The organism is Pseudomonas sp. NyZ480 (genome assembly GCF_029537255.1).
Lineage (GTDB): Bacteria > Pseudomonadota > Gammaproteobacteria > Pseudomonadales > Pseudomonadaceae > Aquipseudomonas > Aquipseudomonas taiwanensis.
The window spans coordinates 1,360,458-1,376,949 of record NZ_CP120626.1; the positions used below are offsets into that span (position 1 = coordinate 1,360,458).

12 protein-coding genes are annotated in these 16,492 nt (G+C 62.3%); 6 read left to right on the top strand and 6 right to left on the bottom strand.

What is annotated here, in order from left to right; translation table 11 throughout:
* The first annotated feature begins 113 nt into the window (after positions 1 to 113).
* Positions 114 to 1,043, top strand: a complete 930-nt coding sequence (locus tag P3R38_RS06150) for a LysR family transcriptional regulator (protein WP_023379187.1) — start codon at positions 114 to 116, stop codon at positions 1,041 to 1,043.
* A gap of 45 nt (positions 1,044 to 1,088) precedes the next feature.
* Here P3R38_RS06150 and P3R38_RS06155 read toward each other — a convergent pair whose 3' ends face one another.
* The 3 genes from P3R38_RS06155 to P3R38_RS06165 form a co-directional block, all read right to left on the bottom strand.
* Positions 1,089 to 2,369, bottom strand: coding sequence for an outer membrane protein transport protein (locus P3R38_RS06155; protein ID WP_023379188.1), 1,281 nt, complete (start codon positions 2,367 to 2,369; stop codon positions 1,089 to 1,091).
* 146 nt (positions 2,370 to 2,515) lie between these two features.
* Positions 2,516 to 2,998, bottom strand: coding sequence for a hypothetical protein (locus tag P3R38_RS06160; protein WP_023379189.1), 483 nt, complete (start codon positions 2,996 to 2,998; stop codon positions 2,516 to 2,518).
* A 248-nt stretch (positions 2,999 to 3,246) separates the two neighbouring features.
* The gene (locus P3R38_RS06165; protein ID WP_023379190.1) at positions 3,247 to 3,471 is read right to left on the bottom strand and encodes a hypothetical protein; all 225 of its coding nucleotides are present in this window, start codon (positions 3,469 to 3,471) and stop codon (positions 3,247 to 3,249) included.
* A gap of 949 nt (positions 3,472 to 4,420) precedes the next feature.
* Here P3R38_RS06165 and P3R38_RS06170 point away from each other — a divergent pair.
* Both P3R38_RS06170 and rmuC read left to right on the top strand, forming a co-directional pair.
* Complete coding sequence (locus P3R38_RS06170) at positions 4,421 to 4,840, top strand: sel1 repeat family protein (RefSeq protein WP_023379191.1); 420 nt, start codon at positions 4,421 to 4,423, stop codon at positions 4,838 to 4,840.
* A 184-nt stretch (positions 4,841 to 5,024) separates the two neighbouring features.
* Positions 5,025 to 6,410, top strand: coding sequence for a DNA recombination protein RmuC (gene rmuC / locus P3R38_RS06175; protein WP_162144437.1), 1,386 nt, complete (start codon positions 5,025 to 5,027; stop codon positions 6,408 to 6,410).
* Here the strand turns inward: rmuC and P3R38_RS06180 are convergent.
* Both P3R38_RS06180 and P3R38_RS06185 read right to left on the bottom strand, forming a co-directional pair.
* Positions 6,382 to 9,858: a PAS domain-containing hybrid sensor histidine kinase/response regulator gene (locus P3R38_RS06180; protein ID WP_023379193.1), complete on the bottom strand. Its 3,477-nt coding sequence runs from the start codon at positions 9,856 to 9,858 to the stop codon at positions 6,382 to 6,384. The two genes, rmuC and P3R38_RS06180, sit on opposite strands and share 29 nt — an antisense overlap.
* 148 nt (positions 9,859 to 10,006) lie before the next feature.
* Positions 10,007 to 11,185, bottom strand: coding sequence for an MFS transporter (locus P3R38_RS06185; RefSeq protein ID WP_023379194.1), 1,179 nt, complete (start codon positions 11,183 to 11,185; stop codon positions 10,007 to 10,009).
* A gap of 222 nt (positions 11,186 to 11,407) precedes the next feature.
* Between P3R38_RS06185 and P3R38_RS06190 the strand changes: the two genes are divergently transcribed.
* The 3 genes from P3R38_RS06190 to P3R38_RS06200 all read left to right on the top strand — a co-directional run bounded on the left by P3R38_RS06190 (position 11,408) and on the right by P3R38_RS06200 (position 14,404).
* On the top strand, positions 11,408 to 12,139 hold the full coding sequence (locus tag P3R38_RS06190) for a GntR family transcriptional regulator (protein WP_023379195.1): 732 nt from the start codon (positions 11,408 to 11,410) through the stop codon (positions 12,137 to 12,139).
* A 128-nt stretch (positions 12,140 to 12,267) separates the two neighbouring features.
* Positions 12,268 to 13,542 (top strand): MFS transporter, encoded by a 1,275-nt coding sequence (locus tag P3R38_RS06195; protein WP_023379196.1) that lies wholly within the window; start codon positions 12,268 to 12,270, stop codon positions 13,540 to 13,542.
* Between the two features lie 28 nt (positions 13,543 to 13,570).
* Positions 13,571 to 14,404, top strand: coding sequence for an amidohydrolase family protein (locus tag P3R38_RS06200; protein WP_023379197.1), 834 nt, complete (start codon positions 13,571 to 13,573; stop codon positions 14,402 to 14,404).
* Between the two features lie 63 nt (positions 14,405 to 14,467).
* Here the strand turns inward: P3R38_RS06200 and P3R38_RS06205 are convergent, their stop codons facing one another.
* Positions 14,468 to 16,387: a methyl-accepting chemotaxis protein gene (locus P3R38_RS06205; RefSeq protein ID WP_277686911.1), complete on the bottom strand. Its 1,920-nt coding sequence runs from the start codon at positions 16,385 to 16,387 to the stop codon at positions 14,468 to 14,470.
* Positions 16,388 to 16,492 lie beyond the last annotated feature (105 nt).

The window sequence follows — 16,492 nt, forward strand, 5'->3', positions numbered from 1 at the left end:
ACTCCTTTCGATGAGAGTGGAGGCTCAGGTTAACAACTGCCCAAGGGCAGGCTGTAGACTGGCCTTGCTGAGTTCTTTATAAAGAGATTCTTACGAATCAGCAGAGCCCACACATGGATTTGCTCAACGCCATCCGTAGCTTCATCAAGGTGGTCGAGGCGGGCAGCATCGCCGCCGGCGCGCGTAACCTGGGCATCAGCCCGGCGGCGGTCAGCCAGAACCTGGCGCGGTTGGAGCAGCACCTGCAGGTGCGATTGTTGAGTCGTACCACGCGCAGCATGGCACTGACCCCCGCGGGCAGTTTGTATTTCGAGCGGGTCAGGCATGTCGCACGCGATCTGGCGCTGGCTGAGTTGGCGGTGACGACGCCGGACAGCGAGCCGCAGGGGCGCTTGTGCATCGCCTCGACTTCGGCCTTCGGTCGTCATGTACTGGCGCCCCTGATTCCTGCCTTCAGTGCGCGCTATCCGCGGCTTTCGATAGAGTTGGTAACGACTGATCGGCGCGTGAACCATGCGCAAGAGGGTGTGGACGTGAGCGTGCGTATCGCCCCGCAACTGGAAGACCATTTGCTGGCACGGCATATCGCCCGGGTCCCGTTCATCTGTTGTGCCTCGCCTGGGTATCTGCAGCGCGCGGGGTTACCTTCAACGCCAGAGTCGTTGCGGGAACATCGGTGCCTGGTATTTCGCTACCCGGTCGATGGGCGCTTCTTGCGTTGGGGGTTCATCCGTGACGGGCTTCGTTTCGAGGCCGAATTCGGCACCGTGTTGATCAGCGACGATATCGATGCCCTGACCCAAATGGCCCTGAACGATGGTGGGATCACCCGGCTCGCCGAGTTCATCGTGCGGCCACACTTGGACGCTGGGGCGTTGGTTCCGCTGTTCGAGCAGGGGGAAGCGGGCCGGGCGTATGCCCAGACAGAGCCGATGGATGTCTATGTCTGCCTGGCTGACCGCTTTGCCATGACGCCCAAGGTGCGTGCGTTCATGGATTACCTGCAGGAGTGCCTGGGGGCTGACTGGCAGGTGAGTGCTTGAAGATCGGGGCTGCATAGCAGCCCCGATTCATGCAGCCGATGCGACTCAGAAGCGGTAGGTGAGGGAGGCACCGATACCGTGAGCGCTGTTCTCGTACTTAGCCTGGTAGCTGCCCTTCAAGGCACCTTCCGTCAGCGAGCTTGGTTGGTTGTTCACCTTGGTGTCCTCTTCCCACAGGTAGGAGTAGGCCACGTCGATGGTCATGTCGTCGGTCGGACTCCAGCCGGCACCAAGGCTGAAGACTTTGCGGTCGCCAGTCGGGATGCGCGGGGAGCGGTCATGATTGTTGGTAGGGGACTGGTCAACGGAGAAGCCTGCGCGCAGGGTCCATTCCTTGTTCACCTTGTAAGCAGCGCCAATGGCATGAGCCCAGGTGTCATGCCAATTCTGCTCTTCGGTGATGGTCTGGAGCGGGTACCCAGCAGGTGCGTCGTTCTTGACCGTGATGTTTTCCAGTCGGCTCCAGCGCGTCCAAGTGCTACCCGCGTACAGCGTCCAGTGGTCATCCAGTTCATGGGTGATCGAGAAGTCCACGGATTCTGGCGTCTTGATTTTCAGGCTGGCGTCGAACTTGCCGCTGAGGCCGAGCGCTGGAATTGGATAGGAAACACGGGTATCGCCTTCGAGCTTGTAGTCGACCATCGAGTGATAGGTCAGACCCAGGCGGGTGCGGTCGGTAGCCTGCACAAGCACGCCGATGTTGTAGCCGACGGCAGTGTCGTCGCCCTTGATCTTGACCTCGCCATCGGTGCCGGCTGGGCCCAGGAAGGCTTTGCTGCTCAGGTTCGAGCCCAGTTCACCCTTGATGCGGTTGATGGTCGGGCCGAAACCAACCGACACCTTGTCATTGAACGCATAGCTGACGGTTGGCTGGAAGGTGATCACCTCGACGTGGCTTTTCTTGCCCCAGTAGCGCGCAGCATCGTCGCTACCGTAGTCGGTGACCAGGCCAAACGGTACATAGACACCGAAGCCGACGCTCCAGTGGTCATCGATTGGCTTTACGTAATACCCCATCGGTACGCCAACCACAGGCACCATGTCGCCATCGGTTTCCCCCCCGTAGCTGCTACCTGGCCCTGAGATGTCGGTTTTTGCGATGACGGCGGCACCGCCCACGGTGATCTGCTCGCGTTTCAGGCGTGACATGCCGGCAGGGTTGCCGAACACGGTGCTGGCATCTTCGGCAGAAGAAGAGCGGCCAGCGAAACCTGTACCCATGCCACTGACGCTTTGTTCGTTGAGGGCAAAGCCGCTGGCGAACAGTTGGCTGGAAGCGAGAGCAACGGCTACGCCGAGGGAGGTTTTGAGCATTGCTTTTTTCATTATTAGAAACTCCTTGGTATCTCCGGGGCGGAAAGCTACCAACAATTCACGCGCCGCGCTATAGCCTCAATCACGGGAGATAGAGCGGTTTTGTAGGACAATCCGACCAAAATTCCGTTTTTTCCGGTAAATCTGTAAGGCCTTTCTCAGGAGGCTTGAGGCAATCTCTGATCTATGCAGGTGTGCCAAGCGTGAGTGAAGTCGCGCAGGCGACCTTGGGGGTGGAATATCTGCCGCCAGATGCGCGCCAACCCGAGCAGATCGTCAGCGGCTGGCAACGGCGTTGCCTGCTCTTCGATCAGCATCCAGGCGATGGCAGTGGAGTAACGCAGGTTGACCGTGAGTTCCAGGTGCGGACCACCCAGGAAGGCATGCTGGCTGGCCAGACCCCGCACCAGGCTGGCCAGTTCAGGATCACGCGCCAGGAACTGGTCCCAAAGGGCTTGGTGGCGGCTTTCGCCGATTCGGTACAGACCATGACCGCGTCGGTCATGCAGCGCCGAACCGAGCGCCGACTGGCTGGCGGCTATGCCCAGCAGCAAAGCCTCGGCACTGGCGCAATGACGGTTGAGGTAGACCAAGGTTGGTCGGATCACATACTGACACAATTCATTCGCCGCGATACCCATGATGCCCTCGAGCAATTAAGGGCCGACGGGCGCTGGAGCTTGGCAGCTGGTGGATGATCAGGCCCGCCGGAAGCGGCAAGTACCGCTCGAGTTGAAGTGTAGTGTGATAATCGTGGCGTAAAAGGCTGTTTTTAAATCGTTTGCTGCCTGAGGTCCTTTGCCATATGCCCTGTGGCAATTACAGCAAGAACGATCAGGCAGGCAAATGTCGCAATCATCGATGGGGTGAATACCGCAGTATTCGCCGCTCACGCGGTGAGCGATTGACGGGTCCGGGCGATTACCGCTTGCAGCGGTTCCGACGCGCTGTACTGCTCGGGGTACAGGCGCTCGGTGTGGCAGGCGACGCCATGTTCGTCCACCAGGGTGAAGCTGAAGCTGCCCTTGCGGGGGGCAACGATAAGGCACTTCAACGGCGAGAAGGCCTGGGAAAGGGTGCCAATGGCAGCCTGAATTTGAGGATGAGTATGCATATTGTTGGATGTTCCTGCTTTAAACACGGAAGTTAGGATCCGTGCATGATAGAAACGTTCCAGTGACGCCTTTATTAACGGACGAATGAACCTGACTGGAACAGGGCAGCCAGAGGGGCGCGATCAAAGGTTTGCGCTTGGGCTGACTGGTAGGTACTTCAGAAGGCAGGCAGCACACCGGGGCCAAGGTTCGAGGCCATCGGAGTGGAATCCTGATCAATCTGTCGCGTGATTCGTGCTTGGGCAGCCTTGGCTGGCGAGTGAATCATCGAGGGGGCCGGTCCTGGTTTCAGCAGCGATCACTCGGGAGAGGAAAGGCTGCAAGGACATTTTGGCCAGAATTGACTTTCAGCTTGGTACTAACGAGGCGCACCTTAACGTAAACGAGCACGCTTGGCAAGCATTGCTGCTTTTCATCAGGCGAGCCGCACAGTATGGCGTTTCTTTCCCGGGCTGTGAAGGGGGGGAAAGTGCCAGCAATCTCCCCGGATGTCCTAATTTCGTGCAGGTCACTGCTGGTTTACGGTGCACTTGTTCACAATTGAGGCAGGCCTTGTAACAGCGTACTAACACCCCGGGAAGGCTTCGCCAATGCCTTGACTGACCCCTTAAGTCAATGAAAAAAAACACTAATTTTTGCTGGTGAAAAAATCGTCAGTTTGTTCGAAAGCCCCATTTCATAGGGGTTTGCGGGGTCTGTAATAGGGTTGTCCACCGAGTTATCCACAGGAATTGTGGATTGTCCCGAGCGCTTGCTCTAGGACGGGCGTGCCAGCAGTTTGTGGAACTGTCCGACAATTGTCGGGCAGTGAACGACCCGCGGGTCACTTCTTCGAAACGTCAAGAAAAGAACACCGAAATTTTTTTTCAATACTCCATGAATCGACAGGTCATGGGGCAAAAAAAAGAGTAGAGTGGCGCGCCTTTCGAGCTGCCTTCTCCTTGGGTCATGAAGTTTCGCGGTAAACACCTCGCCAGCACCGCTGACGCCACGTCAGTGCCTTCCCCAAAACGCTTTTCCCTGAAAGTGGCCCTCTGGCTGCTGGACAGCCCACGCCTGGGGCACAAGCCACAGGTCAAGCACCTGGCCGGACGCCTGCTCAAGCAACCGGCGCGCCAGGGCGTGGTCGTGGCGCAGAGCCGTCTGGGGCAGATGCTTTGCCGCGACTGCGGCAATGCCCGCGATCGGCGCATCGGCCATGAGTTGCTGCGCCAGGCGGCCCGGGCGGGCGACCGCCGTGCCCAACTGGAGTACGCCCGCTTGTGCCAGGCGAACGAGCCGGATCAGGCCCGGTACTGGTTGGAGCTCGCAGCAGGGCAGGGCTCGCAAGAGGCCCGTCGCCTGCTTCGGCAGTGGTTCCCGGATTGAGCCTGGCAGACGCCATGTTCAGCAGGCTGATAAGCTGCGCAGTAAGTGCACAAGACGGATCGGGGAAACCATGGCAGTGGATCTGACCAGCATTCTGCTGGGGTTGGTGTTGGGGGCGGTGCCGTGCCTGGGGTGGGTGATGCAACTGCAGCGGCGTCAGGGGGCCCGCCAGGGCGAGCAGGCCTTGCTGGAGGAACGCCTTGCCAGTGCGCGGCTAGCCCAGGAAGGTTTGCAGGCCCAGCTCGATGCCAGCCGTGACGAAATCAGCGATCTCAGCGAAGCCAACACCCTCAAGCAAACCCAGTTGGCCGCCCAGGGCCGTGAGCTCGAATTGCTGCAGATCGAGCGCGACAATGCCCGCGATGCGGCCCATGCCTGGAGCCTTGAGCGTGCCAATCGCGAAGCCGAGCTGCGCCGTCTGGAATCGCAGACGGCACGGCTGGAGGCCGAGCTGCGTGAGCAACAGGAAAGCCATCAGCAGCGTCTTGATGACCTGCAGGAAGCTCGCGATACCCTGCGGGCTCAGTTCGCCGACCTTGCCACCAAGATTTTCGACGAGCGTGAGCAGCGCTTCGCCCAGACCAGCCAGCAGCATCTGGGGCAGTTGCTCGACCCACTGAAAGAACGCATCCAGGCCTTCGAGAAACGTGTCGAGGAAAGCTACCAGCAGGAAGCCCGCGAGCGTTTCTCCCTGGGCAAGGAACTGGAGCGCCTGCAACAGCTCAACCTGCGCCTGTCCGACGAAGCCACCAACCTGACCCAGGCACTCAAAGGCCAGAAGACCCAGGGTAACTGGGGCGAGCTGATCCTGGAGCGGGTACTGGAGCACGCCGGCCTGGAGAAGGGACGCGAGTACCAGACCCAGGTCAGTCTGCGCAGTGCCGATGGCGAGCGTTTCCAGCCCGATGTGTTGATCATGCTGCCCGGCGATAAGCAGGTAGTGGTCGACGCAAAGGTCAGCCTCACGGCTTACCAGCAATTCGTCAGCGATACCGACAGCGAACGTGCCCAGGCCGCGCTCAAGCAGCACGTACAGTCGCTGCGTAGCCATGTAAAAGGCCTGTCGAGCAAGGATTACAACCGCCTCGAAGGCTTGCACAGCCTGGACTTCGTGCTGCTGTTCGTGCCGATCGAAGCAGCATTCTCGGCGGCCTTGCAGGCTGAGCCGAACCTGTTCCAGGAAGCCTTCGACCGGCAGATCGTGATCGTCAGCCCGACTACCTTGCTCGCCACGCTACGGGTGATCGACAGCCTGTGGAAGCAGGAACGCCAAGGCCAGAACGCTCGTGAAATCGCCGAGCGCGCCGGCTGGCTGTACGACAAGTTCGTGTTGTTCATCCAGGATCTGGACGAATTGGGCAACCGCCTGCAGCAGGTCGACAAAGCCTACGCGTCGGCGCGCAACAAACTCTGCGAAGGACGCGGCAACCTGGTCAGCCGTAGCGAACAGCTCAAGCTGCTCGGCGCCCGGGCCAGCAAGAGCCTGCCCGCCGATCTCCTTGAGCGAGCGCTGTCCGACGAAGCCCTGGCGGACGAGGTGCTTACTGAACCTGGCTCAGATGGCGGTTGAGCAGGGCTCGTAGTGCTGCCGGCTTGACCGGCTTGGCCAGGTAGTCGAGGCCGGCGGCATGCACTTGGGCGATGGTTTCGTTGCGCCCGTCGGCGCTGATCACGACCCCCGGCACTGGCTCGCCCAAGTGGGCGCGTAGCCAGCCCATCAGTTCGGTACCGGTTTCGCCATCGTCCAGGTGGTAGTCCACCAGCGCCAGGTGCGGGCGCATGCCCTTTGCCAGCAGCGCTTCGCATTCGGCGCGGTTGCGTGCCGTCCACACCTGGCAGCCCCAGCGGCTGAGCAGGCTGTTCATGCCGATCAGGATGCTGTCTTCGTTGTCGACGCACAGCACCTGCAACCCGGCCAGCGGCTGGCTGGCCTGTTCCGCAGGGGCCACGGGGGCCGCCACGGCCTGACGGGCGATCGGTACGCTGACACGAAACACCGTGCCCTTGCCAGGCCACGAGCGCACTTGCAGCGTGTGCCCGAGGACGCGACACAAGCCATCGGCGATCGCAAGCCCCAGTCCCAGACCCTTTTCGGCACGGGTCTGATGGCTGTCCAGGCGTTTGAACTCTTGGAAGATCACCTGCAACTTGTCGTCGGCGATACCCGGGCCGCGGTCCCAGACTTCCAGCCACAGGCGCTCGCCCTGACGCCTGACACCCAGCAGGATCGGGCTCTTGCCATAGCGCAGGGCGTTGGTCAGGAAGTTCTGCAGCACCCGGCGCAGCAGCCGCATGTCGCTGTCGACCCGCAGGCGGCTGCCGCGCAGGCGGAATTCCAACCCTTTTTCCGCGGCCAGCACCTTGAACTCGGCGCCCAGTGTGTCGAACAACTCGCTCAGGTAGAACGGCTTGGGGTCCGGGGTGATCTTGCCGTTTTCCAGGCGCGAGATGTCCAGCAGGTCGCTGATCAGCTCTTCGGCCGAGCGCAGCGAGCTGTCCATGTGCTGCACCAGTTGCTGTGCTTCTTCGTTCATGCCCTCGGCCTGCTGCGACAGGGCGGCGGAGAACAGTCGCGCGGCGTTGAGCGGTTGCATCAGGTCATGGCTGACCGCGGCCAGGAAGCGTGTTTTCGACTGGCTTACCGCTTCGGCCTGGCTCTTGGCTTCGCTCAGTGCCTGGTTCAGTTTGGAGAGTTCCTGGGTGCGCTCGGCGACCCGTTGCTCCAGCCCTTCGTTGGAATCGCGCAACGCCTGTTCGGCCTCGCGGAACGGGGTGATGTCGGTGAAGCTCATGACGAACCCGCCGCCGGGCATCGGGTTGCCAATCAGTTCGATCACCCGGCCGTTGGGGAACAATCGCTCCGAGGAGTGCGCTCGGCCCTGGCGCATCCAGTGCAGACGCCGGGCTACATGCACCTGTGCCTCACCCGGGCCGCACAGGCCACGTTCGGCGTTGTAGCGGATGATGTCGGCGATCGGCCGACCCACGCTGATCAGCCCGTCGGGGTAGTTGAACAGTTCCAGGTATCGGCGGTTCCAGGCCACCAGATGCAGGTTCTGGTCGACCACGCTGATGCCCTGGTTGATGTTTTCGATAGCCCCTTGCAGCAGAGCGCGGTTGAATTGCAACACCTCGCTGGCTTCGTCGGCGATGCGCACGACGTCCTCGAGTTGCATGTCACGGCCTTCGATGGCGGCCTTGACCACCGCCCGGGTCGAGGAGGTGCCCAGCACACCCGCCAACAGGCGTTCGGTGTGCTCGATCCAGTCACCGTCGGCGTTTTGGTTGGGGTTGAAGCCCTTGCCCTGGCGGTACGCGAAGCGGATGAAACTCTGCCGTGCGCGCTCCTCGCCAACGAAGCGCGAGGCAAGGTTGAGCAGGTCGTCGATCTGCACCGCCAGCAGCGGCTTGCTGCTGGGGCGGGCGCTGGTCTGCTGGCCAATGAAGCGGCCGGCCTGCCAGTGTTCCGAGACCCGGGTGCGCGACAGCATCGAGACCCAGACGAACAATGTGAAGTTGCCCGCCAGTGACAGCACTACGCCTTGGGTCAGCGGGGTGATCGGCAGGTTCAGCGGGTTGCCATGCAGCCAGGCCAGGCCTGGGAACAGCTCCAGCGACCAGCCGACGCTGTGGGCGGCAATGGGCAGTACCAGGGTGTAGAACCACAGGAAGATGCCTGCGGCCAGGCCGGCGAACACGCCACGGCGGTTGGCCTGCTTCCAGTACAGCGCGCCGAGCATGGCGGGGGTCAACTGGGTGACGGCGGCGAAGGCAATCTGGCCGATGGTCGCCAGGCTCGCCGTTGAGCCCAGCAAGCGGTAGCTGACATAGGCCAGCAGCAGGATGACCACGATGGTCACCCGGCGTACCGACAGCATCCAATGGCGGAACGCCTCGAACGGCCGCTCGGCGTTGGTGCGGCGCAGCAGCCAGGGCAGCAGCATGTCGTTGGAGACCATGGTCGACAGTGCCACGGCTTCGACGATGACCATGCCGGTAGCGGCCGATGCGCCACCGATGAACGCCAGCAGGGCCAGGCTCGGGTGGGCTTCGGCCAGTGGCAGGCTGATGACGAAGGAGTCGGAAATCACCGTGCCCGGCAGCAGCATCTGCCCGGCCAGCGCAATCGGCACCACGAACAGCGCCGCCAACGCCAGGTACATTGGGAACACCCAGCGCGCCAGGCGCATGTCCTGGGGCTCGATGTTCTCCACCACGGTCACATGGAACTGTCGCGGCAGGCAGATGATCGCCATCATCGCCACGGCGGTCTGCACCACCATGGACGGCCAGTTGATGGTCTCCTGCCAGTAGTCGCTCAGGTGTACCGACTCGCGCGCCTGGCTGAACAGGTCGTCGAAACCGTCGTACAGGTTGAACACCACGAACACGCCGACGGCGAGAAATGCCAGCAACTTGACCAGCGACTCGAAGGCAATCGCCAGCACCATGCCACGGTGGTGCTCGGTCACATCCAGGCTGCGGGTACCGAAGACGATGGCGAACAGCGCCAGCACCAGCGATACCACCAGCGCGGTGTCCTGGACGCGGGTGCCGGTGGCGTCGGCGTTGGCGCCGATCAGCAGGTTGACGCCCAGCACGATGCCTTTGAGCTGCAGCGCGATATAGGGCAGCACGCCAACCAGGCAGATCAGCGCCACCACGACCGCCAGGCTCTGGGACTTGCCGTAGCGTGCGGCGATGAAGTCGGCGATCGAGGTGATGTTCTGCTGCTTGCTGATCAGCACCATCTTCTGCAGCACCCAGGGCGCGAAGATCAGCAGCAGCACCGGCCCCAGGTAGATCGGCAGGAACGCCCAGAGCTGCTCGGCGGCCTGGCCGACTGCGCCGAAGAAGGTCCAACTGGTGCAGTAGACGGCCAGCGACAAGCTGTACACCCACGCACGCAGCCGCGGCGGCAACGGTGTGCTGCGGCGGTCGCCATAGAAGGCGATAGCGAACATGATGGCCATGTAGGCCAGGGCGACCACAGCGATCAGCCCGCTGGACAACGACATGAAAACTCCAGAGCGAAAAAGGTAACGCAGTCCCGATCAACCAGTTTGGCACGCAGGTGCAGCTTCGTCAGTGCAGACGATGGTCGCAGCCCAGCATGATATCCCTGCAGGAGCGGGGTCGCCCGCGAGTGGGCCAGTCCAGCCAACATCAATGACGGCGGGTACCCAACCCGTAGAACACCCCCGCCAGTATCACCGACAACACCAGCAGGTAGAAGATCGCCCCCGGCCACAGATGCGTCAGGGCAAACCCCACCATTACAGGCCCCAGCGCCGCCCCCAGGTTCGACAGGTTCTGCGCGCCGTAATAGACCCCGCGCAGATGTTCGGGAGCGATCAGGTCGATGAACATGTACTCGGCCGGTATCACGATGATCTCGCCTAAAGTGAACACCAGCATCGCCAGGCACCAGGCCAGCACCGAGCCGGCCAGCGCGAACCCCAGCAGCCCAGCGACGAACAGCGCCATGCCGGCCAGCAGCCACGACATCAGGTTCTGGCGGCTGATGCGCCGACCGATCAGGTACTGCAGGGCGATCACCGTCACGGCGTTGGTGGTCACCAGGTAGCCAACCAGGCGTGCGGCCTGCTCAGCGCTCGTGGTCACCACCAGATACTGTGACAGGTAGGCGGTGAACTGGCCGAACACCACGGCGCTGAGCACGCCCCCCAAGGTGAAGTACACGAGGCGGCGGTCGCGTGCCAGGCCCATGGCTACCTGGGCGAACCCGCTGCGCTCCGGGCTTGGGTCTCGGGTCTGCAATCCACGGTCGCCCAGCTGCCAGTAGGCCAGGCTCATGCCCAGGCCAATCAGCGCCGAGGCCAGGAACGGCAGGTGATCGTCGAATTCCAGCAAGGCTACGCCGAGCAGCGGTCCTGCAGCGTAGCCCACATTGCTCAAGGTGTACTTGATGGCGAACACCTCGGCCCGCTCGTCCACCGGTAGCAGGGCACAGAAGCCAGCCTTGGCGGCGATGTCGACCACCGCCAAGGCTAGGTTGATCAGCACCAGGCACAGGAAGAACAGTGCGCTCGAGCGGCTGGCGATGGCGCCGATGAAGGCGAGGGCGAATACCAGGGTGCTGGCGGTGACTACCGTATGGTTGCGCAGGATATCGACCAGGTGCCCGCCGTAGAGGCTCAGCAGCGAAGCGACGATCAGCGCGCCACCGATCAGCAGGCCGATATGGCTGATCGACAGGTGGAAGGTGTGCGCCAGGTAGACCACCAGGTAGGGCAGGGTGAGGGCGCGGGCCACGGTCAGGGTGAAGGTGGTGCTGAGTAGCAGGCGTACGGCAGTGGGGTAGCGCTTGAGGGCGGCGAGCATTGCCACGTCCTTGTCAGGGTGAAGTTGCCGGTGCCTGAGCATAAGGGAGCCCAGGCGCTTGTGTCGCCTGTGTCTGCTGTTTCGTCGCCAGTTCACCTTCGCTGAGCAACGCTTCGGACTCGGGCCAGAGCTGACCGGTGGAGGATTGACATGCCAGCACCCACCGGGAATACTCTCGGAAAAATTCATATATATGTTTATATAACAAGACGAGAGCGACCCATGCACCCACTGTCCGGTGATGCTCGACTTCCCCGCTATCAACTGCTGCGCGACCACCTCGTGGAGCAGATCGCCAACAACCGCTGGCGTCCAGGCGAGGCTATTCCCACCGAAGCGGCGTTGTCGGCCGAGTTCGACATGTCTGTCGGCACCGTGCGCAAAGCCGTCGATGCGCTGGTGGCCGAAGGCGTGCTGGAACGCCAGCAGGGCCGGGGTACCTTCATCCGCCGCCCACAGTTCCAGTCCTCGCTGTTCCGATTCTTCCGCTTCGAAACAGTCAGTGGCGAACGGGTGATGCCGGAAAGCCGAATTCTGTCCATCGAGCCGGTCCTGGCGCCTTCCGCTGTGGCCCAAGCCCTTGGACTGCCGACCGAGGCCGAAGTCATCCGTATCATCCGTACCCGTCTGCTGGGGGCCCAGCCGGTGCTGGCCGAAGAAATCTGGTTGCCGCGCCAGACCTTCCAGCCCTTGCTGGAGGTCGACCTCAACCAGAAGGGCCCGCTGCTTTACCCCATCTATGAAGCGCTATGCGGCCAGGTCGTCGCCTCCGCTGAAGAGACCCTGACCGCCGAAGCGGTCGATGCGGTGCATGCGCGCGTGCTGCAACTGCCGGTCGACAGCCCGGTAGTGGTGATCGAGCGCCTGGCCCGTGATTACGCCGGCAAACCTCTGGAGTGGCGCCGTTCACGCGGCCATGCGCAGCACTTCCGCTACCGCATCGACATTCGCTAAGCCGGTTTCATCCCGTTACCCGTCTGTGCCCTGGCGTCAGGGCGCAGTGGCTTCGCCTGCCCGGTCGACGCGTGCCAAGCGCTTCGGCGCGCCCGACCGTCACACACACGACTAGAAGGATAACAATCATGTTCAGCTGGTATCGCCAGATCACTTCACGGGAACGCAAGACGTTCTGGGCCTGTTTCGGTGGCTGGTCGCTCGATGCGCTGGAAGTGCAGATGTTCGGCCTGGCGATTCCCGCCCTGATCGCCGCGTTTTCCCTGACCAAGGGCGATGCCGGCCTGATCAGCGGCCTGACCCTGGTCACTTCGGCAATCGGTGGTTGGCTGGGCGGTACCCTGTCGGACCGCTATGGCCGCGTGCGTACCCTGCAGTGGATGATCCTCTGGTTCTCCTTCTTCACCTTCCTCTCGGCCTTCGTTACCGGCTTCTACCCGCTGCTGTTCGTCAAGGCCATGCAAGGCTTTGGCATTGGCGGTGAGTGGGCTGCCGGCGCGGTGCTGATGGCCGAGACCATCAACCCGAAATACCGCGGCAAGGTCATGGGCACCGTGCAAAGCGCCTGGGCCGTGGGCTGGGGGCTGGCGGTGGCGCTGTTCGCGCTGATCTATTCGCTGGTGCCGCAGGAATTCGCCTGGCGGGTGATGTTCTTCGTCGGGTTGCTGCCGTCGCTGCTGATCATTTGGGTGCGCCGCAACGTGCAAGAGCCGGACAGTTTCCAGCGCTTGCAGAAAGAGAAGGCCATCCCCGGCAGCTTCTTCACGTCCATGGCCGGTATCTTCCGCCCGGAACTGCTGCGCGTGACGCTGTTGGGTGGCCTGCTGGGCCTGGGTGCCCATGGTGGTTACCATGCCGTCATGACATGGCTGCCGACCTTCCTGAAGACCGAGCGCAACCTCTCGGTGCTGAACTCCGGCGGCTACCTGGCCGTGATCATCTTCGCCTTCTGGTGTGGCTGCGTCGTGAGTGGCCAGTTGATCGACCGTATTGGCCGTCGCAAGAACATCCTGCTGTTCGCGCTGTGCTGCGTACTGACCGTGCAGGCCTATGTGTTCTTCCCGCTGACCAATACCCAGATGCTGTTCCTCGGTTTCCCGCTGGGCTTCTTCGCAGCGGGTATTCCGGCCAGTCTGGGGTCGTTCTTCAACGAGCTGTACCCAGCTGATGTGCGCGGTGCCGGGGTGGGCTTCTGCTACAACTTCGGGCGTGTGCTGTCGGCGGTGTTCCCGTTCCTGGTCGGCCATATGAGCGAGTCCATGTCCTTGGGGTCGGCCATCGGTATCGATGCGGGCATCGCCTATGGCGTTGCCGTGATCGCCGCGCTGTGCCTGCCGGAAACCCGTGGCCGCACCCTCGAAGCCGAACCGGCACCGGCGCTGTCTGGCGCTGTGACCAAGTAATTTCGATCAACCCGTTTCGATGAGAGCCATGCCCGACGTTCCCGCTCCAACCCTGACCGCCATCGACAGCCATGCCCACGTGTTCAGCCGTGGGCTGAACCTGGCCAGCGAGCGGCGTTATGCGCCCAGTTATGACGCCCCCCTGGGCGATTACCTGAGCCAGCTTCAGCACCATGGTTTCAGCCATGGTGTGCTGGTCCAGCCCAGCTTCCTGGGCACCGACAACCGCTACCTGCTGAGCGCCCTGCAGACCGTCCCGGGGCAATTGCGAGGCGTGGTGATGCTTGACCGGGACGTCGAGCGCCAGACGCTCGATGACATGACTCGCCAGGGCGTGAGGGGTGTTCGCCTGAACCTGATGGGCCAGGCTCTGCCAGACCTGACGGATGCGCAATGGCGCCCGATGCTGGAACGCATTGGCGAGCAGGGCTGGCATCTGGAGCTACACCGGCCTGTGGCGGACCTGCCCAGGCTGGTCCGCGCCCTGGAGCCCTATGGCCTGGATATCGTCATCGATCACTTTGGTCGGCCCGATGCCCGTGGCGGTTTGGGCCAGCCAGGTTTCGCCGAGATGCTGACCCTGGGCGGCAAAGGCAAGGTCTGGGTGAAAGTGTCCGGTGTCTATCGGCTGGAAGGTTCGCCCGAGCAGAACCTGGCGTTCGCCCGCCGGGCGCTGGTTGCGCTTGAAGCGCACTATGGCGCCGAGCGTCTGATGTGGGGCAGTGACTGGCCGCATACCCAGCATGAGTCGGCGGTGAGCTTTACCACGGTGATAGAGCAGTTCGAGGCGCTGGGTTGTTCGACCGAGTTGCGTCGGGCGTTGTTGGTGGATACCGCTCGATCGCTGTTCGGGTTTGCGTGACCGGTGGGCTGTACTGGCCTTCGCGGGTTCACCCGCGAAGAGGCCAGAAGGCTTACACCCGCATCACAGCCGGAACCGGCTGATCATCTCCTGCAATTGCCCGCCCAACCGCGCCAACTCGACACTGGATGCCGATGTCTGCTGACTCGCTTCTGCCGTTTGCTCTGAAATGTCCCTTACCGTCACCACGCTACGGCTGATTTCTTCAGCCACTGCGCTCTGCTGCTCCGATGCCGCAGCAATCTGCTGGTTCATCGACTGGATTCCGGAAACCCGCTGGGTGATCCCTTCCAGCGCCAGACCTGCTTCGCGCACCAGTGCAACGCTGCTCGCGGTCAAGCTCTGGCTCTCTTGCATCAGCTCACTGACCGAGCGAGTGCCTTGCTCCAGGCTGCCGATCGCCGATTCGATCTCTTCGGTGGACGCCTGGGTGCGCTGGGCCAGGCTGCGCACTTCATCCGCCACAACCGCGAAGCCACGGCCAGCTTCACCAGCGCGGGCGGCCTCGATGGCGGCGTTGAGCGCCAGCAGGTTGGTCTGCTCGGCCACCGCCTTGATCACGTCCATCACCTTGCCGATGCGCTGGCTTTCGCTGCGCAGCGCATCCATGGCTTCACCGGTGGCCGCCACTTGGCTGGCCAGGCGATCTATCTGCACAACCGCGCGGCTCACCACGTGGTCGCCCTCACGGGCTTCCTGGTCGGTGGCGCTGGCGGCTTGCGAGGCTTCACCGGCATTGCGCGCCACTTCATGAACAGTGGCTGCCATTTCCTGCATGGCGGTGGCCACCTGGTCCGTTTCCACTTTCTGGTGAGTGGCGCCAGCGCTGGTTTGCTCGGTAATGGCCGACAATTGCTCGGTGGAACTGGCGATCTGCGAGATGCCGTCACGAACACGGGCAATGAGTTGGCGCAGGTTCCCGGTCATGCTCTTCAGGCTGTTCTGCAACTGGCCCAGTTCATCGCGGCGCTGGCTGGCCGGTTGCTCGCTGAGATCGCCCGCAGCCACTTGCTCCATGGCGCGCAGCACACGCTGCAGCGGCTGGCTGATCTGACGGGCGATGATGACCGCCGCCAAAGCACCCAACAGCAGGGCGAGGGCGGTGGTGACCAACTGCAAGGTCCTGGCGAACTGGCTGTCGTCTCTCACCGACGCCGCCTGGGCATCGAGCAGTTGGCCAATCACGCTGTTCAGGGTTTCGACGTTCTGGCCCATGGCGTTGCGGTAGTCCACCAGTTTGCTTACCTCGCCCCGGAAGGCTTCCACGGCCGCGGCGTAGGCATGTACCTGGCCGTTCAACTGTTCGAACTGCGGGCCAAAGCTGCCGTTGAACTTCGCCACCAGCCCTGGCAGATCATTCACGGTGGTAGCGATCTGCGCGTTCATCAACTGTTCGGTGTCGGCATTGGTGTTACCGGTATAGCCACGCACGTGGTAGCGCAGCAGGATCAGGTTTTCGCGGATCTGGTTGATCGCTTCGCTGCGCTCGAAACGCTGTTCGGCATCCGGCAGCGCACGCACCTGCTGGCGGATTTCTTCGATGCTGGCGAATGAGCGGGTGGCCAGCGCGCCCATTTCCTTCTGCGCTTCGCGCATCTTCTGATAGGACTGGAAGCTCAGCGACTGGTTGTGCGCATAGGCCTGCAAGGTTTGCTCGGCATCGTGCAGCCGCGAGAGATTGTCGCTCTTGACCAGGACGGCCCGCAATTTCGCCATCGGCGCCTGGAAAGCCTCCAGCGCGGCCTGCAACGCCTTGGCCTGGCTTTCCTCGCCATTGGCCATGGCATGGCGCAGGCGGGCCTCGCGCAAGTCGCCGAGCACATCGTTCAGGTGTGAGACATCGTTGACCACCTCGCTGCGGCGCACCAGGCTGCCGAGTCCGTTCCAGCTGATCAATGACTGGGCAAGGGTCAGGCACAGCACCAGGCCAAAACCAAGGAAGAGTTTACTGGCGATCTTCAGGTCGCCGAACCCGATAAACATAAACTGCTGCGCTCCTTTTCTTATGTGTTGGAGGAGACCGGAGGTCCATTCCCGCTACGAGATGTAGTCATCTATATGAATTATCGTCATATGTATCAAAATCTG